This window comes from Streptococcus saliviloxodontae (assembly GCF_016908655.1).
Lineage (GTDB): Bacteria > Bacillota > Bacilli > Lactobacillales > Streptococcaceae > Streptococcus > Streptococcus saliviloxodontae.
The window spans coordinates 1-24,925 of sequence record NZ_JAFBEI010000034.1; the positions used below are offsets into that span (position 1 = coordinate 1).

Annotated in this window: 25 protein-coding genes; 3 read left to right on the plus strand and 22 right to left on the minus strand. The window is 41.3% G+C overall.

The window, feature by feature from the left end; translation table 11 throughout:
• Positions 1-191 precede the first annotated feature (191 nt).
• The 13 genes from pepC to JOC31_RS07845 all read right to left on the minus strand — a co-directional run bounded on the left by pepC (position 192) and on the right by JOC31_RS07845 (position 15,420).
• A complete protein-coding gene (gene pepC, locus JOC31_RS07785) occupies positions 192-1,526 on the minus strand; it encodes an aminopeptidase C (protein ID WP_205017598.1) in 1,335 nt (444 codons plus the stop codon).
• 405 nt (positions 1,527-1,931) lie between these two features.
• Positions 1,932-2,756 (minus strand): ammonia-dependent NAD(+) synthetase, encoded by an 825-nt coding sequence (gene nadE, locus JOC31_RS07790; RefSeq protein ID WP_205017599.1) that lies wholly within the window; start codon positions 2,754-2,756, stop codon positions 1,932-1,934.
• A gap of 9 nt (positions 2,757-2,765) precedes the next feature.
• Positions 2,766-4,220 (minus strand): nicotinate phosphoribosyltransferase, encoded by a 1,455-nt coding sequence (locus tag JOC31_RS07795; protein ID WP_205017600.1) that lies wholly within the window; start codon positions 4,218-4,220, stop codon positions 2,766-2,768.
• 208 nt (positions 4,221-4,428) lie between these two features.
• Positions 4,429-5,730, minus strand: coding sequence for a CapA family protein (locus tag JOC31_RS07800; protein WP_205017601.1), 1,302 nt, complete (start codon positions 5,728-5,730; stop codon positions 4,429-4,431).
• 24 nt (positions 5,731-5,754) lie between these two features.
• Positions 5,755-6,588, minus strand: a complete 834-nt coding sequence (locus JOC31_RS07805) for a transporter substrate-binding domain-containing protein (protein WP_205017602.1) — start codon at positions 6,586-6,588, stop codon at positions 5,755-5,757.
• Between the two features lie 217 nt (positions 6,589-6,805).
• The gene (locus tag JOC31_RS07810) at positions 6,806-8,191 is read right to left on the minus strand and encodes an amino acid permease (protein WP_205017603.1); all 1,386 of its coding nucleotides are present in this window, start codon (positions 8,189-8,191) and stop codon (positions 6,806-6,808) included.
• Positions 8,192-8,304: 113 nt separating this feature from the next.
• Complete coding sequence (locus JOC31_RS07815) at positions 8,305-8,562, minus strand: DUF896 family protein (RefSeq protein ID WP_205017604.1); 258 nt, start codon at positions 8,560-8,562, stop codon at positions 8,305-8,307.
• Positions 8,563-8,572: 10 nt separating this feature from the next.
• Positions 8,573-8,926, minus strand: coding sequence for a hypothetical protein (locus tag JOC31_RS07820; protein WP_205017605.1), 354 nt, complete (start codon positions 8,924-8,926; stop codon positions 8,573-8,575).
• 10 nt (positions 8,927-8,936) lie between these two features.
• Positions 8,937-10,973, minus strand: a complete 2,037-nt coding sequence (gene glyS, locus JOC31_RS07825) for a glycine--tRNA ligase subunit beta (RefSeq protein ID WP_205017606.1) — start codon at positions 10,971-10,973, stop codon at positions 8,937-8,939.
• Positions 10,973-11,890, minus strand: coding sequence for a glycine--tRNA ligase subunit alpha (glyQ, locus tag JOC31_RS07830; RefSeq protein ID WP_205017607.1), 918 nt, complete (start codon positions 11,888-11,890; stop codon positions 10,973-10,975). Before glyQ ends, glyS begins: the two co-directional genes overlap by 1 nt.
• A 65-nt stretch (positions 11,891-11,955) precedes the next feature.
• On the minus strand, positions 11,956-12,168 hold the full coding sequence (locus JOC31_RS07835) for a GFA family protein (protein ID WP_338058840.1): 213 nt from the start codon (positions 12,166-12,168) through the stop codon (positions 11,956-11,958).
• Between the two features lie 383 nt (positions 12,169-12,551).
• Positions 12,552-13,700 (minus strand): N-acetylglucosamine-6-phosphate deacetylase, encoded by a 1,149-nt coding sequence (gene nagA / locus JOC31_RS07840; RefSeq protein ID WP_205017620.1) that lies wholly within the window; start codon positions 13,698-13,700, stop codon positions 12,552-12,554.
• Positions 13,701-13,785: 85 nt separating this feature from the next.
• Positions 13,786-15,420, minus strand: a complete 1,635-nt coding sequence (locus tag JOC31_RS07845; protein WP_205017608.1) for a Na/Pi symporter — start codon at positions 15,418-15,420, stop codon at positions 13,786-13,788.
• Positions 15,421-15,616: 196 nt separating this feature from the next.
• Between JOC31_RS07845 and JOC31_RS07850 the strand changes: the two genes are divergently transcribed.
• Both JOC31_RS07850 and JOC31_RS07855 read left to right on the plus strand, forming a co-directional pair.
• Positions 15,617-16,138 carry a hypothetical protein gene (locus JOC31_RS07850; protein ID WP_205017609.1) on the plus strand — a complete coding sequence of 174 codons (522 nt, stop codon included), beginning with the start codon at positions 15,617-15,619 and terminating at the stop codon, positions 16,136-16,138.
• Positions 16,138-16,635 carry a YgjV family protein gene (locus JOC31_RS07855; protein WP_205017610.1) on the plus strand — a complete coding sequence of 166 codons (498 nt, stop codon included), beginning with the start codon at positions 16,138-16,140 and terminating at the stop codon, positions 16,633-16,635. The genes JOC31_RS07850 and JOC31_RS07855 overlap by 1 nt, the downstream gene beginning before the upstream one ends.
• Before the next feature lie 65 nt (positions 16,636-16,700).
• Here the strand turns inward: JOC31_RS07855 and JOC31_RS07860 are convergent, their stop codons facing one another.
• Positions 16,701-17,543 carry a DegV family protein gene (locus JOC31_RS07860; RefSeq protein WP_205017611.1) on the minus strand — a complete coding sequence of 281 codons (843 nt, stop codon included), beginning with the start codon at positions 17,541-17,543 and terminating at the stop codon, positions 16,701-16,703.
• Between the two features lie 140 nt (positions 17,544-17,683).
• Between JOC31_RS07860 and JOC31_RS07865 the strand changes: the two genes are divergently transcribed.
• Positions 17,684-18,238: a TetR/AcrR family transcriptional regulator gene (locus JOC31_RS07865; protein WP_205017612.1), complete on the plus strand. Its 555-nt coding sequence runs from the start codon at positions 17,684-17,686 to the stop codon at positions 18,236-18,238.
• A gap of 90 nt (positions 18,239-18,328) precedes the next feature.
• Here JOC31_RS07865 and JOC31_RS07870 read toward each other — a convergent pair whose 3' ends face one another.
• From JOC31_RS07870 to JOC31_RS07905, 8 genes are all read right to left on the minus strand, one after another.
• A complete protein-coding gene (locus JOC31_RS07870) occupies positions 18,329-19,141 on the minus strand; it encodes a Cof-type HAD-IIB family hydrolase (protein ID WP_205017613.1) in 813 nt (270 codons plus the stop codon).
• Positions 19,134-19,763 carry a trimeric intracellular cation channel family protein gene (locus JOC31_RS07875; RefSeq protein ID WP_205017614.1) on the minus strand — a complete coding sequence of 210 codons (630 nt, stop codon included), beginning with the start codon at positions 19,761-19,763 and terminating at the stop codon, positions 19,134-19,136. Before JOC31_RS07875 ends, JOC31_RS07870 begins: the two co-directional genes overlap by 8 nt.
• Positions 19,764-19,907: 144 nt before the next feature.
• On the minus strand, positions 19,908-20,111 hold the full coding sequence (locus tag JOC31_RS07880) for a heavy-metal-associated domain-containing protein (protein ID WP_205017615.1): 204 nt from the start codon (positions 20,109-20,111) through the stop codon (positions 19,908-19,910).
• Between the two features lie 46 nt (positions 20,112-20,157).
• Complete coding sequence (locus JOC31_RS07885) at positions 20,158-22,392, minus strand: heavy metal translocating P-type ATPase (RefSeq protein ID WP_205017616.1); 2,235 nt, start codon at positions 22,390-22,392, stop codon at positions 20,158-20,160.
• The gene (locus JOC31_RS07890) at positions 22,389-22,820 is read right to left on the minus strand and encodes a CopY/TcrY family copper transport repressor (protein ID WP_205017617.1); all 432 of its coding nucleotides are present in this window, start codon (positions 22,818-22,820) and stop codon (positions 22,389-22,391) included. The genes JOC31_RS07885 and JOC31_RS07890 overlap by 4 nt, the downstream gene beginning before the upstream one ends.
• A 159-nt stretch (positions 22,821-22,979) precedes the next feature.
• Positions 22,980-23,570: an NAD(P)H-dependent oxidoreductase gene (locus tag JOC31_RS07895; protein ID WP_205017618.1), complete on the minus strand. Its 591-nt coding sequence runs from the start codon at positions 23,568-23,570 to the stop codon at positions 22,980-22,982.
• Between the two features lie 115 nt (positions 23,571-23,685).
• Positions 23,686-24,222 (minus strand): Crp/Fnr family transcriptional regulator, encoded by a 537-nt coding sequence (locus tag JOC31_RS07900; RefSeq protein WP_205017619.1) that lies wholly within the window; start codon positions 24,220-24,222, stop codon positions 23,686-23,688.
• A gap of 70 nt (positions 24,223-24,292) precedes the next feature.
• Positions 24,293-24,802 (minus strand): nucleotidyltransferase family protein, encoded by a 510-nt coding sequence (locus JOC31_RS07905; RefSeq protein ID WP_205017621.1) that lies wholly within the window; start codon positions 24,800-24,802, stop codon positions 24,293-24,295.
• Positions 24,803-24,925: the final 123 nt, after the last annotated feature.

Sequence of the window (24,925 nt, forward strand, 5' to 3'; positions counted from 1 at the left end):
GCTTTTCATTATAAGTCATGTGGGACTTTTTTCATACCGCTAAAAAGCCCTATAATATCTGAATGAGATTTACCCACTACAGATATTATAGAGCCAATAAAAACCACCTTTTCAATGAAAAGGTGGTTTTTTAGATATGATAAAGTACTAATTATTTAGCTAGCCTCTAAAAGATTAGTCTACTAGCGATATTATTTAGCTAGTGCTCCCATTGGATCCCAAGGAGCAAGAACTTGTGGCTCTGCTTCATAAGCTGCTAGTTCTTCTGCTGTCAAAAATTCTTTACGGACGACAATCTGGTAAGTGTACTCATCCATCCAAGCGTCAGAAGCAACGAAGTAACCTTTCTGACCAACCTTATCTCCCCATGAATTCTCAACTTTCCATTTGATAGCTTTGCCATTCTCATCCAAATCTACACCTGTCAATACCATGGCATGCGTCATCAAGCTCTCGCTATAATCCAAACGGCCAGCCTTGTCCTGCGTGAACTGGATATCAAGAGCAGCATCGAAATCATAGGTGTTTGTCGCCATAATACCTGTCTGACGGTCGCTAGACTGACCAACATCAGAACCGAACCAAACAGACTCGCCTGCTTGCATCTGAGCAATAGCTAACTCTTTGAAGCGATCCATATCAAGATTGATATAACGGACAGCTGGACTACCAACGACATTTCCAAGCAACTCGACCGTGTAAGATTTGCCGTAAGGTTTGTCTTTGGTTGGGGCATTGATAACGGAAACATAATCTGACAGTTTAAGCCCTACGTACTTATCGAAGAAAGCTTGTGGCGTGATGTTTTCTTCTGTCTGATAGTTATTATCCTTGTCACAATAGGCAAAGTTAAACTGACGTGGTGGCAATCCTAGATTAACCGCTAAGAAGTTGAAAATTTCCTGCAAGAGCTCTTCTTTCTTAGCTTGAACAGTCTGCACATCGGCACCAGTCGCTATCAAGTCTCGCAAAATCTGAGCATCTTGGCGGAGTAATTTATTCAAATACTGGTTGAGTTCACGGCTGGCACTTGATGAGATTGACTCAGGGTAAACAGACTTAGGAACAACACCGTATTTTTCAAAGAGAGCAACGACCATGTCCCACTGACCACCGTCTTGTTGAGGCGTATCAAGGAGAAATTTAACCTTACGGCTACTTGTTTCTTGGTCTGCTGTGGCAATGATTTGCTCCAAGAACCAATTTGATTTTTCATACTTGTCCCAAAAGAAGGTGTGGGCTTGTGACAGTTCAAAATTGTCCAATTTAAACTCTGAAATCAGTTTATGGCGGAAGGTATTAAGTGCCGCAAACATCCAGCAACGTCCTGATGCTTTCTGGTTTGAAACCGCATCTTTGGTCAAATCAATCGAAAAGACATAGTCATTATCAATAGCCGACTGACGGGTCTCCAAAGATTTCAAAAGCCCGTTATGGGTTACTGCATTTTCAATCGCACGGTATTTAGCATTGGCTTCATAATCTGCGAATAGTTTTTCAGTAAAATCTAGTGTTAATTGAGACATAAAATCTCCTTTCAAAATGTGCTATACCTCCATTATAACCTTTCTGAAAAGGATTGCAAGAGTTGACGAAATTTTCAGTTAATTCAAACAAAAATAGACCTGTTTCTCGATCGAATCAAGAGACAGGTCTTCTAGTATGTAAACACAGTGATAAACTGACTTCGCTTTCTGGTTTCTAAGCTCAGGATAAAACAGGCCACTGGACTTGCTTCGCTTTCTGGTTTCTAAGCTCAGGATAAAACAGGCCACTGGACTTGCTTCGCTTTCTGGTTTCTAAGCTCAGGATAAAACAGTCCTCTGGACTTGCTTCGCTTTCTGGTTTCTAAGCTCAGGATAAAACAGTCCTCTGGACTTACTTCGCTTTCTGGTTTCTAAGCTCAGGATAAAACAGTCCACTGGACTGTTTTATTTCCAAAAGTCATCAAAGACTGTAATCGGCAGGTGGCGTTTGTGTTGCCCTTTCTTCCACCAATTTTCAATAGTTGTTTGGGCTTGTTCTGAGACGGTTTTTCCTTCCAGGTAGTCGTCGATTTCGGTGTAGGTTACACCAAGAGCAACTTCATCTGCAATGCCTGGTTTGTCTTCTTCGAGGTCTGCGGTTGGGACTTTTTCGTAGAGAGCTGGATCAGCACCAAGCTCTTTCAACAAGGCAGCCCCTTGGCGTTTGTTGAGTCGGAAAAGAGGTAGGATATCTGCTCCGCCGTCACCAAACTTGGTAAAAAAGCCTGTCAAATTCTCAGCAGCGTGGTCCGTTCCGATAACTGCTCCGCTATTTTCCCCAGCAATGGCATACTGAGTAATCATGCGTTGACGAGCCTTGATATTACCTTTGTTAAAGTCCGAAACTGTCACACCCGCCTTGGCTAGCTCCGCTACTTGCCCATCAACAGCTTCCTTGATGTTAACAGCGAGGCTGACATCTGGCTGGATAAAGGCAAGGGCACGCTGGGCATCGTCTTCATCTGCTTGAATGCCAAATGGTAAACGCACTGCGATGAAACGATAGTCTTGCTTACCCGTTTCCGAACGAAGTTCTTCCATAGCAAGCTGAGCGAGACGACCTGCTAAACTTGAATCCTGACCGCCTGAAATACCTAAGACATAAGTTTTCAAGAAAGGATGCTTGAGCATGTACTCCTTGAGAAAGTCAATAGATTTGCGAATTTCTTCTTTAGGATCAATGGTCGCTTTAACGCCCAATTCTTTGATAATCGTTTTTTGTAACGTCATAACTTCTCCTTATTCAGCTGAGCTATATGTTTCTTTACGGACGCGGTCAATCAAGGTCATCTTGTTGTCCCAGACGTCTTTGGCTAGGTCAACTGGGTAATCTTGTGGATTGAGCACACGCTTGTATTCATTCCAAAGGGCATCCTGTTGTTCTTTAGCGTATTCTTTAATTTGAGCTAGAGTAGGCTTTTCATAGATGAGCTGACCGTCTTTGTAAATATCCACCAAGAGCGGCACAGCCTTGAAATCCTTGACGGTCTTACTGATGTAAGTATAGGTAGGATGGAACATATGAAGTTCTGCTTGGCTATTGACATCAACATCTGCAAAAGTGATGTAATCCCCCTCTGACTTGCCCTTAGCATTACTAGTAATACGCCAGACCTGCTTCTTACCAGGAGTCGAAACCTTCTCCGCATTGTTAGACAACTTGATGGTGTCCTTCATCTGTCCCTTGTCATCCTCGATAGAGACAATCTTGTAAACGGCACCTAGGGCTGGCTGGTCGTAGGCCGTAATTAGCTTGGTACCGACACCCCAGACATCAATCTTAGCCTTTTGCATCTTGAGGTTGAGAATGGTATTTTCATCAAGGTCATTTGAGGCATAAATGCGAGCATCTTCAAAACCAGCCGCATCCAGCTGCTTACGAACCTGTTTAGACAGGTAAGCCAAGTCGCCAGAGTCCAAACGAACACCGAGGAAATTGATCTGATCACCCAATTCCTTGGCAACACGAATAGCTGCAGGTACACCAATTTTAAGAGTATCGTAGGTATCAACTAAGAAAACACAGTCCTTATGAGTTGCTGCATAAGCCTTGAAGGCCTCATAGTCATTGCCATAGGTCTGAACAAGAGCATGCGCGTGTGTCCCTGACACAGGAATATCAAAGAGTTTTCCAGCACGTACATTTGACGTAGCATCAGCTCCGCCAATAACAGCTGCACGCGTTCCCCAGATAGCAGCATCCATCTCTTGAGCACGACGGCTACCAAATTCTAAAAGCGGCTCGTCCTCAATCACTGACTTGATACGAGCTGCCTTGGTTGCAATCAAAACTTGATAGTTGATGATATTGAGCAGAGCTGTTTCAACCAACTGACATTGAGCAAGAGGACCTTCTACCTGCACAATCGGTTCATTGGCAAAGACCAAGTCTCCCTCCTTAGCTGAACGAATGCTGAGTTCCAATTTAAAATCAGCCAAATAAGCCAAAAAGTCTTCTGGATAGCCCTGCTCTTTTAAATAAGCCAAGTCTGTCTCTGAAAAACGCAACTGCTCCAAATAAGCAATCACGCGCTCCAAACCCGCAAAAACAGCGTAGCCATTTTTAAAAGGTAGCTGACGAAAATAAAGCTCAAAAACCGCCTTTTTATTGTGGATGCCTTGGTTAAAATAAACCTGCATCATGTTAATTTGATATAGATCAGTATGTAGGGTCAAACTATCGTCCTTATACATGACATACTCCTTTAATAGTGCTGAATCTTCTCCGTGAGAATAGGCAAGTCCCTTGACGTTTTCAAATAGACAAAACCTCTTTAATCATCTTATCATAACGATTGTGACTATTATAACATAATTTTAAACCATCTTGTTAAATGGTGAAGTTAAAAAGTCTGAGAGAGTATCTCAGACTTTTCGCTAAATAACTCCAGTTATCTTTCCACTATTTTAGTTTAATCCATCCATCTTTTAATTCAAAACTCGCATGGTAACTAATACTATTCAAGCGTTCTAAAATATACTGCTTATTTGTATCATCAGAAATTGTTGGTAAACCTCTCTTAGTGACTTGATCATGTGTTAAATGTAGATCAATAGGCAATAATCTAAAGTTAATCTTATCTGTAAACTCAATCTCAGCAATTAAATTCTGTGAAAATACTGGATCAGAATAGAAACCAATAAAATTACCAGACTGGTCTTTTACACGATTACCATGTAGATCCGATGGAACAGCGTCTCTAGAATAACCATATGCTTCATACATTTCAGGGGGAATAATAGATTCACCTGCTTCAAATTCCATGAGTAGACTACCTAGGTTATAAAAAATCGGCTTTTCCTTATATATTTCTACACCTCGGGTCATATGAGCACCGTGACCTATAATAACATCCGCACCACTGTCTATTGCTTCTCTCGAAAATTCTTCTACGAAATCGGCTGGATAATCATGATACCAATCTTCATTTTTTCCTTCATGAGTATGAATACTAACGATAACATAATCTGCTCTTTTTTTAGCATCTTGAATTTGTTTCAAATTCTCTGATTTATCACTAGGATTAGCAATAGTTTTGACACGATAGTCCGGCCCTTTTTCAATCTGAACATATTTCTCAAATAGAGATCCAAACTTGAAGTGACTAGTATTATCTGGATCAAAAGTCTCTATCACATTTCCATGTATCATACTTGCTCTTGTCCCTAACTTTTCATCAATTTCAGCTAATTGTCTGAATGCCTCTTCTGGGAGCTGATAATGACTTTCAAAACGCAAAGCATTTACACCTGGACGTGCAGGTACACCGTTTCCAGCATCGCTTGCTATGAAAACCTCTGATCGTGTAACATCAATTGTAATAAAAGCAAGCCTTCCTTCAGGATGATCATAAAAAACAGGTTTTCGTGCTTCAAATAAACTCTCACCAATTCCTAAAGGGGTCAGTCCATACTGCCTAGCAGCCTCAAGCGTATCTCTAATCCCCTCAATCCCAAAATCACCTGAGTGGTTGTTGGCAAACGAAACGTAGTTAATCCCTAAACTTTGGAATTCTCCCAAAGTGTCTGGCCTTACACTGGTAACATAACCTCGTCCAGCTGCTACCGGTCTTGATTTAGTTGGTGTTGTAAACTCTGCGTTTGTAAAAGATAAGTCCGCTTCTTGAAAAAGAGAGGTGATATCTTCTGGCAATCGGTGCTTCAAGCGACGACTAGAAAACAATGAGTCGCCAGTTGCAATCATCTTTATCCCCATATCGCAATTCTCCTAGTCTTTACTTGGTAACTGGTTAGCTCCAAAGAATTTTTCGCTGAGTTTTTCCCACTCACCATTTTCTTTTAATGTTTTTAAACGTTTGTTAATAAATAATTGGACTGCCTTACCTGTATCAGTCTTTGCAATTAAATAATAACTATTGACGTCCAGATTATTTGTTTCTTCAGAACTTAATTCAACAATTTTCAAATCATTAAAACCGTTATCCTTAATCAACGTTTCCGCAGAAATTTTACTAACGATTCTCGCATCATATGTTCCCGATTCAATTGCTAACAACTGCGACGAAATATCTTCTTTAGTATAAGTAATATCGATTTTCTTACTATCACTTTCTTTATTGAATTGTTCTAGGATAGTTGCTCCACTATTTCCAACTTCGGTAACAGCTTTCTTCCCAACTAAGTCAGATAAAGAGTTGATTCCAGAATCTTTACGTACAACGATAACATTTGGATTTTTTACCACAGGGTCTGATAAGAGATACTTTTCTTTACGTTCAGCATTGGAACTAAAATTATTAGCTCCTATTGTATAACGATCTGAATCAAGTCCAGATAAAATACCAGCAAATTCAACAGTTTCCCAAGTTAGCTTGTACTCTTTAGAATCCTTAAATATCTCATTGAGTAACTCCACATCATAACCTGTTAGCTTATTACCTTCTTTATAAGTGAAGGGGTTTGACACTCCTGCCGTAGCAGCAACTATCTCAATCTTTTTATCTCCTGTTGATTTCGAATCTGATTTCTTATTAAAAGCCAAAATAACTCCTGCTATCACAAGAACAGCTACAATTAGTCCAATTAAATGCTTTCTTTTCATTTTTTTACTCCTTATTTTCATAACATCTAGCATAACATGTTTCTTTCTATTACAAAAATAAGTATAATTTATAGCTATCCATAACTTTTCCTTATGGTCCGAATCTGTTCAGCAGCTACCTCTTTTAAATACAAAAATATCTTAGTAAATTTAATAAAAATAACTTCTTCAATAAAAAACATCAGCAGCAGGTTCTCTGCAACTGACGTTTTTGTGATTATTTTCCTTTAAATTTGATTTGGCTATAAATTCCAAACAGAACAATCCAAATACTTGCTCCAATAGCTCCGATTACTGTTGAGTCTTGTAAGAAGAGGCAAACAAAAACAAAGATAAAGAAGGCGATTGTCAGAGGGTTCAAGACTTTATAGGCAGGCATTAGATAGCCATCTGCCATGAACTCTGATGACTGACGATAACGCATGTGGGCAATCATTGTTAAAATGTAAATGGCGATGTAAACCCCAGACGAGGACGCTGTAATCAACGAGAAGGCGTCAGAAACACCTGGAATGACATTGATCAAGGCTGAAATAGCAATTACGATAGCTGAGATAATAATAGCTGGGCTCGGTACACCTGTGCGTGACAACTTGTCTAATTCTAGACGAGTCATCAATGGTGTCGGAGCTTCCTTAGCTAATTGGTAGAGGTGGCGTCCTGTTGAGTATAGAGTTGAATTCAAGGAAGAAGCTGCAGCTGTTAAAACAACAAAGTTGATAAAAGCTGCGGCCCATTTGATACCGGCTAATTTGAAAACCATAACAAACGGTGACTCATCGATAGGTAGCTGACGCCAAGGGAAGATAGCCATAATAGCTAACAAGGCACCAACGTAGAAAATAACAATACGCACTGGGATTTCTTGAATCGCTTTTGGCAAAACCTTACGAGGATTAGCTGTTTCAGAAGTTGTGATACCGACAAATTCAATCGCTTGATAGGCGAAGAAAACCATCTGGAAGGTCATCACAAAGCTAACCCAACCATTAGGAAACATCTCAAAGTGGTCTGTGATATTAGCCAAACTAGCATGACCAGCAGAAGTCTCAAAGTTTGTCAAAACCATAAAGACACCTGTTGCTATCAAACCAAGAATGGTGATAATTTTAATCATTCCAAACCAAAACTCAGCTTCTCCAAAGATTTTAACAGCAATCAGATTGACTGAGCTCAATAAGATCAGAAACACTAGCTGAATCAACCAAGCTGGCCAAGCTGGGAACCAGTACTGAACATAGGTTGAAACGGCAGTAATTTCAGCCATTCCAAGGAAAATCAATGAAATCCAGTAAGACCAACCAGAGAAAAATCCCCAACCCTTACCTAGATATTTGGTAATAAAATTAATAAAGGTATGCTGATTAGGATCCATATAGAGCATCTCACCAATGGCTCTCATCATAAAGAACATGAAGACTCCAGTGATAAGATAAACTAAAATAATGGATGGTCCTGTCAAACTGATGGAACGTCCTGCTCCTAAAAAGAGGCCCGTTCCGATTGTTCCAGCAATAGCAATGAGCTGAACGTGGCGATTTTCAAGTCCCCTCACCATCCCATGTTCAGAAGTCTCTTGCTTTTCTTCTTTTTTATGCGACATATAACTTTTCTCCGATCTTAAACTAACACCTAAAACTGTTCCAAGATCATAATTCCTTGCTTCACGCAAAAAGGGATAAGACAAAAGTGTCCTCCCTTTTTATCTGTCACTTCTTATGACTCAGGATCATCGAGTGAACGTCCATGAAGTCCTTTTTCACGTTGAACTTGACGAAGTTTCTCTGGGGTCACGTCATTACCTTCTTCATCAACAATCTTGATTCCCTCAACGTGATGACGAACAGCACGACGGTAACCTTCGATGTATTCTTCACGCAATTTTGCCTGTTCTACTTTTTCTTCGGCAGTCAATCCTTGCGTTTTTTTCTTTTTAGCTAACTCGTTGATGCGAGCAATTTTTTCTGGTGTCATTTTTCTCCTTTCAATCAGCCACTTTTTCAAATAATACACTAGCTGTCGTGCCTACAACACCATCAGCTGCAACTTGTTGGAAATTGATTTTGGACTTAGATACCTTTTCAATAACAAATTGCGTACCATCATCAGCTGTCAAAACAACATTTCCATCTGAATTAGTCGTTTGTTTAGCATGATTGGCAATTACTTCATTTTTACTTGTGATAAGCCAGTGTTCATTCTTTTTCTCAATGGTATAGGTCACATTCCAATCACTACTATACCAATTTCCCTCTAACCATTCAAGTTTAGTTGCAGAAGTACATGCAACTAGCAGGGCAGCAGACAAAGCAAGAATAAGAAATTTTATGTTTTTCATAATTTATTTTTTACTTAGTATTCAAAAGATTGAATTTCGCGAGCTTGTCTGCCTTAGCTGTCAAGTCAGCAAGAAGAGCCAAGCGGTTGTTTTTCACAGCTTCATCTTCCGCCATGACCATGGTGTTGTCAAAGAAGTCATTGATGACTGGGCTTAGGGCAAATAACTGCGCTACTTTATCGCTAGCAGTTCCTGTCAAGACAAGGTCTGAAACAGCTTTGGCAAGAGCTTTTTCCTGCTCATTTTCAAAGAGCGAGCTGTCGACAGTGACAGAAGAGTCAGCTTTTTCTGCCAAGTTAAAGACACGTGACAAGCTTTCAACGGCTGATTTGTAGTTGTCAGTCTTGCTTGCTTCAAGTAGAGCGCTAGCCGCTGCTAACATGTCTGGAACAACAAAGGTTGAACCAGCAAGGACAGCTTCTTTGATGTCTTTTGGTGTTTTGCCCATCATCTTGTCCACACGCGCCTTGATAAAGCTAATCACATCAGCCTTATTGTCATAAGTCAAGCTATCAAAGTTAAGAGCATAGATGTCGTCCACAAGCTCATCCATGGGAATGTTCCAGCCGAATGCATCCAAGATACGAACGATACCTTGAGTGGCACGACGAAGGGCATAAGGGTCGTTTGAACCTGATGGGATAAGCCCAACGGAGAAGAATGAAAAGAGGGTATCAAGCTTGTCAGCGAGGGCAAGCGCTGCACCGACCTTCGTCTCTGGAAGCTCACCTTCTGCTGAGTTTGGTAGGTAGTGTTCACGGATAGCTGCTGCTACGGCTGTCTTTTCACCTGCAAGAAGGGCATATTTTTCACCCATGATCCCTTGAAGTTCATCAAACTCACCAACCATACCTGTCAAGAGGTCAAATTTGTAGATGTCTGCGGCACGGTCAAGAGCTGCTGCTTCATCTGCTGAAAGACCCGCTTTTTGAGCAAGGTAGGCAGCGATGACCTTGGCACGGTTCATGTGTTGAGCCAGTGACCCAATTTTTTCATGGAAGGTCACGTTAGCCAATTTAGCCACAAGGTCAGAAATTTTTAGTTTTTGGTCTTCACGCCAGAAGAACTCACCATCTTCAAGACGAGCCACGAGCACTTTTTCATTCCCTTTGACCACGTTTTCGATATGCTCCGCATTACCATTACGAACGGAGATGAAGTTTGGTTTCAAATTGCCATCAAGGTCGCGGACAACAAAGTAACGTTGGTGGTTTTTCATCGACGTCACCAAAACTTCTTCTGGAACCTCAAGGTATTTGGTGTCAAAAGAACCCATGAAGGCTGTTGGGTATTCCACCAAGTTGAGGACTTCATTGAGAAGGTCAGCGTCAATCTCGACTTGAACGCCCTGCTCTTTTTCGATAGCCTTGATTTGCTCAACAATCAAAGCCTCACGCTCTTTAGCGTCAGCAATGACAGATTGAGCACGCAAGTCAGCCTCATAGCTGTCTGCATTGGCAATTTCTGTTGCTTGACCAAGGAAACGGTGTCCACGGCTGACACGACCTGACTGAATATCCAAGAAGTCCATTTCCAAAGCCTCATCATCGAGGAGGACAGTTAAGGTGTGAACAGGACGGATGTACTCAAAGCTGTTAGCTGCCCAGTGCATGCTGACTGGGAAAGTCATACTAGCCAGCACCTCTGGAATACCTGCAAGGACTTCGCGAGCAGGTTGACCAGCTTCGTGCTTAGTCACATAGACATACTCTTCACCTTTGATGTCACGGAATTCGATGTCGTCAACCGTCAAGCCTTTTCCACGAACAAATCCTTGTGCCGCTTTTGAGAAATTCCCATCGGCATCCAAGGCGATTTTCTTAGAAGGACCTTTGAAATCTTCTGTCAAGTCTGTTTGTTGGTCAGCAAGACCCGTCACACGCACCGCCAAACGACGTGGTGTCGAGAAGGTTTGGATAGCTTCAAAGTCCAAACGGTTGTCTGTCAAAAAAGCAGCAATCTTGTCACCCAATTGTTTTTCGCTAGGTGTGACAACGTAGGCTGGAAGTTCTTCCAAACCAAGTTCTACTAATAAATTCTTTGTCATTATTCAGCGTCCTCCTTTAGTAATTCTGCACGCGTTGCTTCATCAAGAAGTGGGTAACCAAGTTTTTTACGTTCTGCGACGAAAGTCTTAGCAACAACACGGGCAAGGTTACGAATACGAGCAATGTAGCCTGCACGCTCTGTTACGGAAACAGCTCCACGCGCATCAAGCAAGTTGAAAGTGTGTGAACACTTGAGAACGTAGTCGTAGGCTGGATGAACCAAGCCCTCTTCCAAGGCACGACCTGCTTCTTTTTCAAACTTATCAAAGTTTTCAAGAAGCATGTCTTGATCTGATACCTCAAAACTGTATTTTGAATGTTCATACTCAGGTTGAACAAAAATCTCACCGTATTTAACACCTGGTGCCCACTCGATATCATAGACAGAATCCACTTCTTGGATATAAGATGCCAAACGTTCTAGTCCGTAAGTCACCTCAGAAGTGACAGGGCTAGTAGCCAAACCACCAACTTGTTGGAAGTAAGTAAACTGCGTGATTTCCATACCATCAAGCCAAACTTCCCAACCAAGACCAGCTGAACCTGTTGATGGGTTTTCCCAGTTGTCCTCAACGAAACGGATATCGTGCTCTAACGGGTTAATTCCCAATTTTTCCAAAGACTCAAGGTAAAGCTCTTGAATATTGCTTGGAGAAGGTTTCATCACCACTTGGAATTGGTGGTGTTGGTAGAGACGGTTAGGGTTTTCACCGTAGCGACCATCTGCTGGACGACGTGATGGTTCCACATAAGCTGCATTCCAAGGTTCAGGACCAATGGCACGAAGGAAGGTGTAAGGACTCATCGTTCCTGCACCTTTTTCATTGTCATAGGCTTGCATCAGCAAACAACCTTGTTCATTCCAAAATTGTTGTAAGGTCAGGATGATTTCCTGAAAAGTAAGTTTTTTTGACATATCTAACTCCTTTTAGTTTATCAAATCAGTTTTTTAATCAACGAAGCCAGTCGTAAATCATGTCATTATTGATATGCTTTCTCTTTAATTGAGACAAATCTTGTGAACACGTATCGATTGTTCCAAACTTCAAACATGAGAACATCAGGTTGCTCCTCTTTGACATGAAACAGCTGGCTATGACAATGACTACAATAGTAACGGTGTTTTCCAGACGAAAAGGTATAGATTGGTAGGTCTGTCTCTCCTGTCAAGATTTGAAAATCAGCTTTTTGCACGTAAGCATTAGTTGAAAATGCCGTTGCACTCGCCTTTGGGCAAAAAGAACAGTGCCAAAAGATAATCTCATCTGCTAACGATTCAGCCTTAACTTAATAAGTAATCTTTTGGCAAAGACAAGAACCATAAATCATATACAGTCCTTATATCAAAAAGAACCCCATCTTCTACACCCATGCCAGCTGACATAGGGGCGTAGAGACGCGGTTCCACCCTAATTTATTACTTCATTTCTTTAATGACAAAAACTGTCTATTGCAGTTTGGAAAGCTCCAATCATTCCCACTACTGTCTGGCTCACACTCTCCCAAACTCGCTTCAAGTAGCTATCAGAATAACCCTCTTTCTTGACACATATTATAGCAGAAAAAATGCTTGTTGTCTAATGCTTTTCCCAAACTTTCTGACCGTTCAAAAAGGTGGCTAGGAGATGAGCTTCCTTGTCCAAGATGATAAAATCTGCTGGCAGACCTGCCTTGATCTGCCCACAGGTGTTTTCTAGCCCAAGCGACTTAGCTGGGATATAGGATGCCATTTTGACGGCTTGGGATAAATCTGCTAGTCCCCAATCAAGGACATTTTTGACAGCATCTTTGAGTTGTAGGATAGAGCCCGCTAGATTACCACCCTCCTTAAGCCTAGCAGTACCGTTGGCCACCTCAACAGGAAATTCCCCCAACATATAGTCACCGTCGGGCTGACCGCCTGCTGCCATACAGTCAGTGATCAGCGCCACGTAGTCACTGCCCTTTTGCTGAAGCAAAATGTCGCAGGCAACTGGCGACACATGATGCCCATCACAAATCAACTCGGCATAGGTATTAGGTAAATGATAAACTGCTCCGACCATACCAGGCTCACGATGAGTCAAACCACGCATGCCATTGTAGGCATGAACCCAGACTGACGCTCCTGATTGGACGGCTCTTTGGGCTTCTTCATAAGTCGCATTGGAATGTCCCAAGGCAACCACAACGCCCTCTTTTGTCATATGTGAGACAAAGTCCGCTACGCCCTCTCGCTCTGGAGCTAGGGCTATTTTCTTGATCAAGCCCTGCGCAGCTTTTTGCCAAGAAGCAAACTCCTCAAGACTAGGATTCTTCATATAGGCTGGGTTTTGAGCTCCTTTGAACTCTTCAGTAAAGTAAGGTCCTTCGAAATAAATGCCTTGAATCTTAGCACCTTCTTCCTGTCCTTTGACACTGGCAATGGTTGCCGAAACCTCTTTTAATGCCTCAAAAGAAGAAGTCAAGGTCGTTGGTAAAAAAGACGTCACCCCCGTCGATAAGAGCTCCTTACTCATGATTTTTAGCCCTTCTGCCGAATTATCCATGACATCTTGACCCGCGAAGCCATGAATATGCGTATCCACCAGACCAGGAGCAATCACATAGACAGAGTAATCTAACAGCTCAGCATCTATCGGAACAGACTCAGACCAGTCACCAAACAAGCCCTTATCAATAGCCAAATAACCTGCTGGCTTGACCTCATCAGCATAGAAAAAAGCATCTGCTTTGATGTAGTACATTTGACCAACCTCCTTTTTCTTATCCATTATACGCTATCTCATATGATTTGCAAGCCGATTAAAAAAGCACCTCGAGGTGCTTTTTTTAAATAATATCTTCTGTTACTTTTTGAACGAGGTTAAGGGCATGGTCTGTGATACGTGTGTAGTGAGACAAAATGTCAACGTAGTTGATACCAGCCTGAGCTGTACAGTCACCCTTGTTCAAACGTTTGGTGTGAATTTTACGTAGTTGACGCTCCAGATGCTCAATTTCCTTATGACGTTCAATGACTGAACCAGCCAAGACTTTGTCATTATCAACCAAGACACGGACACTGTCCAAGACCAAGCTGTGAGTTCTGTCATAAATGTCTGCCAATTCTTTTTGAGCTTCCTCAGAGAAAGTAACCTTTTTAGAAATGATATAGTTGGTCAAGGTTACCAAGTTTTCCGAATGGTCACCGATACGTTCGATGTCACGAGAGGAATCCAAGACACTTGCCAAGACTTCATTTTCACTCTGACTAAGCGATTCGTTGGAAATATCAATCAAGTAAGTTGTCAAAGCTTCGTCAATGGTATTAACGGCTTCTTCATACTTATGAACTTTTTCAGCGTATTTGTCATCAGACGTTTTGGTAAAGGCATAGGCAGCCTCTAAAGACTGAATAGCATAAGATGCCAAATGAACCAATTCACGTTTGGCATTTCCCAAAGCGATCGATGGTGCTTGTGTGATCAAGTGACGCTCCAAGTAGATAGGTTCGTACTTAGCAGGTGCTTCATCCTCACCTGGAATAATCTTAGTCACAAGGTAAGCCAAGGCACCTATAAATGGAAATTGAATAATGGTATTGGTGATATTAAAGGTTCCATGAGCAAAGGCAATGGTCATCTCTGGTGTCAAACCGAGTTGATTTTTGAACCACTGGATCATCATGGTAAATGGAACCAAGAAAATCATACAGAGTACTGTACCGATCACATTGAACATCACGTGGGCACCAGCCACACGCTTCGCTGCAATATTTGAACCCAAGGCTGCTAATACCGCTGTGATAGTCGTTCCGATATTATCTCCAAACAGGATTGGAAGGGCTCCTTTAAGCTCCAAGAGACCTCCAGAGTAAAGGCTCTGCAAGATACCGATGGTCGCTGCCGAGGACTGGATAAGCATGGTCAAACCAGCACCAATCAAGACACCCATGATAGGTTTATCTCCAAGAGTCGCTAAGTAATCACGAAAGGCATCGACTGATTTCAAAGGCTCTACCGCATCCCCCATTAAGTTAAGGGCAAAGAAAATTCCCCCAACACCAAAAAGAATACGTCCCCAGTTATTCACACGCTTATTGCTAGTGAAAAAGAGCAGAGCAGCTCCTACGAAAATCATAGGAAGAGCATAATCTCCCAACTTAAATCCAATCAAGAAGGAAGTCACAGTCGTTCCGATATTTGCTCCCATGACAATACCAATCGCCTGACGTAGGGTCAATAGACCCGCTGACACCAGACCAACTGTGATAACAGTCACACCTGAACTCGACTGGATAAGAGCAGTCATGACAATACCAATTAAGACACCTAAAAAGGGATTACTGGTGTATTTGTCAATGTAATAACGCAGCTTGTCCCCAGCGGCTTGTTGTAAGCCATCTCCCATATATTTGATTGAGAATAGGAAGAGACCCAAGCCCCCTAAAAAACTAAATGCAATTTCTTGCCAATTTACGGACACAATTTTTTCCTCATTATTTTAAAGTATTCGGTTTTAAACCGATATTTCTATTCTAATGGATTATAGACAAAGAGACAAGCTCTTTTTTTAAACTTCTAAATTCTAATCTTAAATTTCTTGGAAAATTAGCGATTTTATTTTATAATAAAAGAGAATGGGGATTTTCCATTAATTTAAAATAAAAGGATACTAGGACATGAAATCATCCAAAAGTGAAATGATTTTTCTCTTTCTTACAATCGTCGTTGTCGGCTTATCAGCTGCTACTTATATGGTTTTTGGGCATCAGAAAGCTCCTGTAACAAGCCAGCAAACAAGCCCTTCAACTACTAACACCGCTTCTTCTGTTGCAACTGCTGAAGAATCTGTCAAATCTCTTGAAGACAACCAAACACAAGATAACCTAACTTTAGCACAAGGTGCGGTTTCAGCATTGACAGATGCAGCAAGCAAAGCTCGACTTCAAGCACGTATTGATGCTGTTTCGCTTGAGCTAACTAACCAAGCTTCAGCTAACGCCTCTGTGGCTGCTGCTGAAGCGTCACCAAACACAACAACCATCACTAATGCTCAAGCAGCAATTGATGCCGTTGGTAACTCAAGTGTGAAGGCAAGCTTACAAGCACGTCTAGATGCTCTAAATACAGATTCAGTAGCTACAACAGTTATCCAAGGAGATACTGATACAGCTACTGCCAGCGTCTCTGTCGCTCAATAATGACCTTAGCCCTCACCTGTTCAGCCATCGGAGCTTTTTGCTTAGCTATTTCATCTTTTTCCAACAGTAAGAAAAAGATGTTGACTTGGCAGATTGCAGACTACCTCTTTACAGCAGTGGCAAACTTCCTGCTAGGAGGATATACTGGCGCCATCACTATCAGCGTCTCCATCGTCAGAAATAGCCTTATGATTGTCAATAGAGAAAGCAAAGTTATAACGCTATTTCTAGTCATTATCCAGATTCTTCTAGGAAGCTACTTCAATCAGTTGGGAGTCATTGGTTTCTTACCGATTATCTCTTCTGTTTCCTATACAATCACAAGCTTTGTCACGGATAAGATTCAAATCTTACGTTGGATGATCGTTGAAAATATGCTGCTTTGGTTGATTTATGATATCACTATCAAGGCTTATCCAGCAGTTGCTATGGATATCTTTATCACCTTGTCAACCTGCTTGGCCATTTACAAGGGACGGCTAAACCATAGCAATTAAAAAAGAACTGTTTGATCAGTACACAGACTCAGACAGTTCTTTTTTCTTTTACTTGGAAAATACAGCTAGATTTCATAACCCAGCAAAATACCGCCCTCTTCTGCATAAAAACTACACAAACCAGAGGTTGGCAAAATCATCACTTCAGCCTCTGGAAAATCATGGTGAATTAATGCTGTTAATTGTTGGCAAATCTTGTCGTTTTGACAATGAGCAATGGAGACACGTCCTCCTTTGTAGCCAGCTTTTCGCATCTCATCATAGGAAGTCTGTACTGCCTTTTTTTGACCTCTAGCTTTTTGTAATAGCTCCAAAGTACCTGTCTGACTAGCCTCTCCTACCATACGAATATTAAGTAAGCCGACAACCTTTCCTACCAGTTTGCTAAGGCGTCCATTTTTAACCAAATTATCTACCTTGGCTAACACAAAAAGGAGTTTAGTCTGCTTTTGATAGGTTGTAATAGCTTCAATGATATCATCAAAAGAAAGCCCTTTAGCAATTAGTCTATTGAGCTCTGCAACTAGTAAATCGCACTCCCCACCAGCTGATAAGCTATCAATTACATGAATGTTTACCTGAGGATACTTCTCTTGCAACATTTCTTTCGCTAATCGTGCCGCGTTATAACTTCCAGAGAGAGTTCCTGTAATGGTTACGACAAAGATATTTTCAGCCCCTTCGTAGGCTTTCAAAAAAGCATCTGGGCTTGGGCAAGATGAACTGGCTGCTGATGAACTACTGTAGAGAGTAGCCATCATTTCGCTAGAATCCAGACCTTCATCATCCACAAAAATACGATTTCCAATCTGAAGTGTTAAGGGTACACGTACAAAACTTGTCTGTGGGGCAAGCTCTGTAAGTTGTTTGAAATCACAGCCTGAATCGGCAACAATTTTCCATGACATCGCATGTCCTCTTTTCTTCTATATAATTTACTTCTTCAAATTAGTTTGACTTACAAACTAATTTCACTTACAATTATAACATGAAGAGCTCATTATCAAGCTCAAAAACTGTCCGCTGTCACAAATAGAAAGGAGTTGTCATGGCTGATAATAGGGTAACCTCATCGTCTCTCAAAAATCTCAGAAAATCAAACCGTATTTCTCAAAGACTTACCATCGAATCGTTGGAGACAGCCTTGCTTCAACTCTTAGAAAAGAAGTCACTTCATCAGCTGACTATTTCTGAACTGGTGACTAAAGCAGGTGTCTCTCGCAATGCCTTCTACCGTAATTTCACCTCGAAAGAGGCCATTTTAAAGAGACGTTTTCAGCGGGTTGTCCGTCGTATTATCAAGCAATTGTATCGCTTTAACTTAAGAGAAGATCGCTATCAAGCCTGGCTTTTTCTGTTCAAAGAAAGTAAAAAAGAAGCCCAACTCATCCGATTAGCAAGCAGCCACCACTTGGACAAGTGGTTAACGGATATTGTTCAAGAAATTATCACTAAATATCAAAGTAAGACCCAAAAACTAGCTGACTACAGTAATTCTTTTTGGACTACTGCTGTCCTCGCTGTTTTGATCAAATGGATCCAAGAAGGGATGGTTATCCCTGAAGAAGAAATGGCTAAGATCAATCTACCATTACTACCTTAAAAATCCACTAAGGACAATCATAATAAACTAAAAAATCAGAGACTCACTGACGTGTGTTCCTCTGGTTTTTTCATATTTTATAACTCTGACTTAGTTTAGCACATAGTCATAGATAGCTTTGGCAACACCGGCTTGATCATTTGCGCTGGTGGTATAACGACAGATTTGCTTAATAGCGTCAGAAGCATTTCCCATCGCTACGCTATGTTCAACATACTCTAGCATTTCTAGGTCATTGGCAGCATCTCCCAGGGCCATAATCTGAGACTTCTCTAAGCCAAGATACTGTGCTAATTCTTTCAAAGCTGATGCCTTAGTTGCACCTTTTGGCATGGCTTCATAAATGTAGGTTTGACTACGAACAGTCGAATAGTACTGACTCAAACTTTCTCCAAAAGAAACTTCAAAAGCATCCAAACGCTCCGCTTCTCCCATATACATGGCTTGGAAGATGATCTCACCTTCTTGAGCGACTTCTTCAAGCGTTCTAGCCTTTGCAAGGTCAAACACAAGACTGGCATCATAGGCAACCAGGTCAGAAACCTGATCAGCAACTTCGTAGTAGGACTGCTCTCCTGTCAGTGTCAAACTAACCCCTTCAAAATCGTCACAGGCTTCTTGAAGCTCTGCAATTTCTGAAGTTGTTAGAGACTCGTAATGAATCAAGTCCCAATTATCTGTTCGATAGATACTGCACCCATTGTTCATGATAATGTACTCTTCACCAGTCAAGCCTAACTGCTTAAAATAAGGCACAATACCTGATTTTGGACGACCTGTGCAAAGAACAATCTTAACACCAGCTGCAGCCGCCGCTTGAATAGCCTCAATATTTTCTTGAGGGATCTCCTTTTGACTATTCAAAAGGGTGCCGTCCATATCAATTGCAATCAGTTTAATCATCTTGTTTCTCTCTTTCTATCCAACTCACTTTTGGTAAATGCCAATTTTTCCAATACCCATACATCCGTAAACAGGTAATACCAATAACTAAGACGAAGTAGCCCAGATCTGTCGTGACAATATTATAGTAAATCAAAAGGGCAGCTAAGATGGCCCAGCCTGCATAAATCTCACTTCTAAGGATGATGGGTTTACGCCCTGCCAAAACATCTCTAACCACACCACCGCCTGCTCCAGTGAGAATGGCAGCGACAATCACTGCGCTCAAGGGCTGGTTTAGATTTTCTGCGTGTAGAGCACCTTGAATCGAAAAAGCTGCTAAACCAAGGGCATCTGTCCAAAGCTCTGCTTTTTGCCAATGCTTAAAAACGAGATTGGGAAACAGAATAAGGAGTAAAATAACAACCAAGGTCACGTAAAACTCCAACTGTTGACTCCAGAGTGCCTTCATGGGTAAACCTATCAATAGGTTCCGGATCGTCCCACCACCAAAGGCTGTCAAGAAACCTAGCGTAAAGATACCTAAAATATCAAAATCTTCCTCAATGGCTACCAGGGCTCCTGAGATGGCAAAAGCAATCGTTCCAATAATAGACAAAACTCCCCAAATTGCAGATTCCATACATCCTCCTTTTGACTTATACTACCTTTAGTTTATCACTTTTAGACCAAAAAAGGCTAGGACTTTTGTCCTAGGCCTTTCTTTTTTAATCCAATCGGCACTATTTGCTTAAGGCATCAAGACAAGTCTTGTACCCCTTTACAATCAGAGCTCTTTACCAAGTGCAAACTTAGTGCCTTTAAGAGCGCGTTTAAGCGACAAGGTCCAAGGTTTTCCAGTCACAGTGACTTGCTTATTAGCTAAGTCCACGACAACTTTTTCGACGCCTTTAACCGCTGATAATTTTTCAGTAACAGTTTTGACGCAACCGTCACATTTCATTCCAGTAACTTCATATCTTTTTTCCATGAGAAACTCCTTTTTGTTTATTGGTTGGTTAATCCTTTATCAGTCATTAACCAAGAGTAATGTATTTAAGACGCAAAGCGTTTAAAACTACAGATACTGAGCTAAAGCCCATAGCCAATCCTGCAATCATAGGATTGAGTAGGGGACCACCAAAAAGATAGAGAACACCCATTGCAACTGGGATAGCAAGGACATTGTAAATGAAAGCCCAGAAGAGATTTTCTTTAATAATTTTAATCGTCAAGCGGCTGACTGTCAAGGTCTTAATGACATCTGAAATCTCTGGTTTCATGAGGATAATATCTGCTGACTCAATAGCAATATCTGTTCCTGAACCAACGGCAATACCAATATCTGCTGTCGCAAGGGCTGGGGCATCGTTGATACCGTCACCTACCATGGCAACATTTCGACCCTGAGCCTGCAAATCCAGAATAGCTTGTGATTTTTGATCAGGTAAGACTTCGCTGACCACTTTTTCAATCCCAACTTGCTTAGCAATAGCTTGCGCTGTCTTAGCATTGTCCCCTGTTAACATAACAACATCAATACCCATAGCTTGTAATCGTGCTACTGTTTGTTTGCTATCTTCCTTGACCAAGTCAGCTACGGTGATAAGCCCTACAAGCTGACCATCACGCGCCACATAAATCGGTGTTTGACCCATATCCGTTGCTTGATCAACCGCTTCTTGTGCCACAGCCAAATCAATCTGATTTTCCACCATGAGCTTATGGTTGCCGATATAAAGAGTCTTACCAGCTACATCAGCCTGTAAACCAAATCCTGTTAGGGATGTAAAGTTCGCAACCTCTACTAGCTCAAGTTGCTCTGCCTTTGCCTTTTCAACAATAGCCTGACTAAGTGGATGCTCAGATAGCTTTTCAATTGACGCTACCTGTGCTAGTAAGCTTTGGTCATCCTCTCCATAGCCATAGATTGAAACCACTTGAGGTTTGCCTTGGGTGATGGTACCTGTCTTATCAAATACGATAGTATCTAAATGATGAGCATTTTCGAGGGTATCTCCACGTTTGAAGAGGATACCATTTTCAGCGGCACGACCTGTTCCTACCATGATAGCTGTCGGTGTTGCAAGACCAAGCGCACAAGGACAAGCAATGACCAATACTGCAATACCTACCTGAAGAGCAAAGACAAAGCTCTCACCCATAATAAAGTACCAAAATAGTCCAGTCAGCAAGGCTATGGTCATGACAACAGGAACAAAGACACCTGACACCCTATCAGCAATCTTGGCAATAGGGGCTTTGGTTTGTTGAGCATCTTCCACCAACTTGATGATTTGAGCCAAGAGGGTTTCGTCACCTACTTTTTCAGCACGCAAGGTCAATGACCCCTGACCATTAATAGACGCTCCGTAAACCTTCTCATCAACAGCCTTTTCCACAGGGATAGATTCACCTGTCAACATAGACTCATCAATCGCTGAATGACCTGAAACAACTGTCCCATCAACAGGAATCTTTTCACCTGGTTTAACTAAAATCAAATCACCAATGAGAACCTCTTCAATAGGAACTGATTGTTCGACACCATCTCGGATAACAGTCGCTTCCTTGGCAGATAGTTTCATAAGCTTTTGAATGGCATCTGAAGTACGACCTTTCGATAAGGTTTCAAAGTATTTACCCAGCGTAATCAAGGCTAAAATAACACCGACAGACTCAAAATAGAGTTCATGCGCGTGGTGAGCATGTCCAAGAGAAATATGGTACATGCCATAAAGGCTATAAACAAAGGCAGCCGTAGTCGCAACCCCAACTAGAGAATCCATATTGGGGTGTCCCTTGAAGAGAGCACGAAAACCATTGACATAATAGCGACGACCAAAATACATAACTGGCAAGGTCAAGCATAGCTGTACCACAGCATAGATCATAGGATGTAGAGACATGTTCAGAATACTTGGCACCCACATCCCCATCATGGAGCCCATAGACAGATAAAGTAAGGGAACTGCAAAGAGAGCCGACCATAGAAACTTCTGCCACATGGTTTGGGTCGCTTGGTCTTGACGCTCTGCCTGAGACTTGGCAGTAGCCGGATCAAAGACACTCGCACCGTAACCAGCATCAGCGACAGCTTTTTCTATCTCTGCTTCTGAAACCTTGTCTGGATCATAGTCAACTGTCAACTTTTCTGTTGTAAGATTAACCACAGCTCCTTCGACATTATCCAGTTTTTTAACTGCATTTTCCACAGTCAGGGCACAGGAAGCACAGGTCATGCCCTCAATTACAAAAGTTTCTTCTTTCATCTCGTTTCCTCCACATGTTCTTGACAACGGCACTGTCCTGGAATACAGTCACAAGGTACTTGTTCCAAGGTTTCTTTGGACAATAGCAGAGCTTGTAGCTGTTTGACATCTGAAGCTGTCATAAGGGTTTCTGATAACAGATGCTCTAAAATAGTCGCATGCTTGCGCTGGCAAAATTTACCAAAGAGGTCATCCACTTGTTTATTGATACTCTCTTCCTCACTAAAGGCAGGCGAATATAAAAATTGGCGACCGTTTTTCTTAACAACTAAGTAGCCCTTATCCACCAAGCGTTTAAGAAGAGTCTTAACCGTCGATGCTGTCCAGTCTGTCTTGTGACTCAAGACCTCTATAATGTCTGAGCTAGTAGTTTCTTCCTTGGTCCAGATTACCCGCATAATTTCCCATTCTGCATTTGAAATTGTCATGCTCAAGCCCCTTTCGTTTACATTTGTAAATATATTATAGAACTATCGTCTACATTTGTCAACAATAAAATAAGATTCTAGAAACACTTTCCTAGAACCTTATTCCTATAATCTTATCAAGATAGTTTACAATAACAGAAGGATGAAGTTTAATCCCCTTTAAACCAGTCGCTTCTTCACCTTCCCAGCAATCTTTTTGAACCAATTTTGGCGTTTCTCCTGACTGACCATTTTAACCATATTTAAGCTGAGCCATTTGATGTTTTTATAGCCTGCTTTTTTGAAAGTACCACGGACAAGAGCACGCTGAATGGCATTGCCATATACTAGCTTATACAGTAGTTTAGGTGTATTCATGGTTGTGATAATGGTGACGGTTTTGAGTTGCTTATGCTTGGCAACCATGCTCAAACCATTATCTGCATAGTCGTAAAAAGAACCTGGAAAGACAACCTTATCAATGAAACCTTTCATCATAGCGGGCATCAACTCCCACCAGATAGGAAAAATCAATACCAGATGATCTGATGTTGCAATCTCTTTCCCATAAGCTTTCGCTTGGAGATCCATGTGCTCGTGCTTCACAAAGCCAAGTAAGTCTTGACTAGTCATCACGGGATTAAAGTTTTCAGCGTCAAGGTCAATAACCTTTACCTCACCTTTTTCTAGCGCGATTTTCTCTACTGCTTCCAAGATAGCATGGTTATAAGATTTATTGTAAGGATGGTTATAAACAATAGTTGTTTTCATAAGTTTTACCTCTACTTTTCTAAAATAAAGCAATCAAATCAACTAAGTAGAATGACTCTTGATTGCTGACTCTTAAGAGTATAGGCTAAAAAAATAGCCTGTACCTTAACAATTGTTAAGTCAGGCGTTTTTTTATACGAGAAAATGAGACAGGTGTCATTCCGAGATAAGAGGCAAGGTACTGGTCGGGGATACGGTGTAATAATTCCGCATACTCTTCGATTAATTCTTGGTAGCGTTGCTCAGGCTTATTTTGGATACGTGACAGGAAGAGACGACTGTAAGTCTTCATCTTCATATAAAGTAACTCTGTCAATTGGTCATTTGCATCTGGATTTTCCTTTAAAAATGCCATAAAATACACACGATCTAGAAAACGTAACTGACAATCTTCCAAAGCCTGCAAATTATAATCAGACGGCAATTGCTCATAAAAGGATTCAAAGACCGATACTTGATCGCCTTCAAAGAAAAACTGGGTCGTCACCTCTCGCCCATCCTCAGTCAAATGAAAAAGACGCAAGCAACCACTATCAATTAAAATCATCTGATGCGATATCTCTCCCTGTGCCAACAAAATATCCTTGGCTTTAAAGGACTTTCTCACTATAAAAGGCTTAAGTTCTGGTAAATCAAACAATTCATTAAACATACTTCTATTATAACCAATTTTAGAATAAATGCTTAAAAATAAAAAGAGAGTAAAGGACACTGCACTCTATCTATAAGATAATCTTAAGTCTTTGCCACTTACTTGCCCAAGATTTCTTAGCTAGACGACTGCGATAGACAGCCATACGCTCTGCATCAGTAGCAAAATGCGGCGTTGGTTTAACCGTAAAACTGACAATATCCTCTACCCCATAAGGTAAAAAGAGTTCAAGGGAACCTCTTTCATCCAACCGTCCCGCAATGGCTGTGCAGGTTTCCGGATATTTGCTGATAGCATCTCTACTTGATTGATAAGGCTTGGTATGAGGACTGTGATAGTGCATGTTTACCTGATTTTTAAGTTCCCACTGATAGTTGGGGTAAGTTTGGTTCAGGGCACTTTCCAAGGCTTTTCTTTCCTCATCAGGAAGCTCAGGGTCATAAAAAACAACATCTATATCACTAGCATCATCCAACCCTGAGCGAGCTGACAAAACATTCCAAATATAATTGCGAAGGGTCCCTGCTGCTATCCAACAATCTGATAAACCTAGCCCTGCTACAATCTCAAACAAAGCCATCAAGTCAGCATCTTCTTCAAACAATCTCGGCTCTATAATATCTGTAGTGGGTAAATCTCATTCAGATATTATAGGGCTTTTTAGCGGTATGAAAAAAGTCCCACATGACTTATAATGAAAAGC

Coding starts and splice junctions, on each gene's coding strand:
- JOC31_RS07815 (WP_205017604.1), bottom strand. CDS start 8,562: ATGACACCAGAAAAAATTGCTCGCATCAACGAGTTAGCTAAAAAGAAA.
- JOC31_RS07860 (WP_205017611.1), bottom strand. CDS start 17,543: ATGTCATGGAAAATTGTTGCCGATTCAGGCTGTGATTTCAAACAACTT.
- JOC31_RS07795 (WP_205017600.1), bottom strand. CDS start 4,220: ATGTATAAGGACGATAGTTTGACCCTACATACTGATCTATATCAAATT.
- JOC31_RS07895 (WP_205017618.1), bottom strand. CDS start 23,570: ATGAAAACAACTATTGTTTATAACCATCCTTACAATAAATCTTATAAC.
- JOC31_RS07855 (WP_205017610.1), top strand. CDS start 16,138: ATGACCTTAGCCCTCACCTGTTCAGCCATCGGAGCTTTTTGCTTAGCT.
- JOC31_RS07820 (WP_205017605.1), bottom strand. CDS start 8,926: ATGAAAAACATAAAATTTCTTATTCTTGCTTTGTCTGCTGCCCTGCTA.
- JOC31_RS07900 (WP_205017619.1), bottom strand. CDS start 24,222: ATGTTTAATGAATTGTTTGATTTACCAGAACTTAAGCCTTTTATAGTG.
- JOC31_RS07850 (WP_205017609.1), top strand. CDS start 15,617: ATGAAATCATCCAAAAGTGAAATGATTTTTCTCTTTCTTACAATCGTC.
- JOC31_RS07805 (WP_205017602.1), bottom strand. CDS start 6,588: ATGAAAAGAAAGCATTTAATTGGACTAATTGTAGCTGTTCTTGTGATA.
- JOC31_RS07880 (WP_205017615.1), bottom strand. CDS start 20,111: ATGGAAAAAAGATATGAAGTTACTGGAATGAAATGTGACGGTTGCGTC.
- JOC31_RS07890 (WP_205017617.1), bottom strand. CDS start 22,820: ATGACAATTTCAAATGCAGAATGGGAAATTATGCGGGTAATCTGGACC.
- pepC (WP_205017598.1), bottom strand. CDS start 1,526: ATGTCTCAATTAACACTAGATTTTACTGAAAAACTATTCGCAGATTAT.
- JOC31_RS07905 (WP_205017621.1), bottom strand. CDS start 24,802: ATGGCTTTGTTTGAGATTGTAGCAGGGCTAGGTTTATCAGATTGTTGG.
- nagA (WP_205017620.1), bottom strand. CDS start 13,700: ATGTACTACATCAAAGCAGATGCTTTTTTCTATGCTGATGAGGTCAAG.
- JOC31_RS07810 (WP_205017603.1), bottom strand. CDS start 8,191: ATGTCGCATAAAAAAGAAGAAAAGCAAGAGACTTCTGAACATGGGATG.
- JOC31_RS07800 (WP_205017601.1), bottom strand. CDS start 5,730: ATGATTGCAACTGGCGACTCATTGTTTTCTAGTCGTCGCTTGAAGCAC.
- JOC31_RS07870 (WP_205017613.1), bottom strand. CDS start 19,141: ATGATTAAACTGATTGCAATTGATATGGACGGCACCCTTTTGAATAGT.
- glyS (WP_205017606.1), bottom strand. CDS start 10,973: ATGACAAAGAATTTATTAGTAGAACTTGGTTTGGAAGAACTTCCAGCC.
- JOC31_RS07865 (WP_205017612.1), top strand. CDS start 17,684: ATGGCTGATAATAGGGTAACCTCATCGTCTCTCAAAAATCTCAGAAAA.
- glyQ (WP_205017607.1), bottom strand. CDS start 11,890: ATGTCAAAAAAACTTACTTTTCAGGAAATCATCCTGACCTTACAACAA.
- JOC31_RS07875 (WP_205017614.1), bottom strand. CDS start 19,763: ATGGAATCTGCAATTTGGGGAGTTTTGTCTATTATTGGAACGATTGCT.
- JOC31_RS07885 (WP_205017616.1), bottom strand. CDS start 22,392: ATGAAAGAAGAAACTTTTGTAATTGAGGGCATGACCTGTGCTTCCTGT.
- nadE (WP_205017599.1), bottom strand. CDS start 2,756: ATGACGTTACAAAAAACGATTATCAAAGAATTGGGCGTTAAAGCGACC.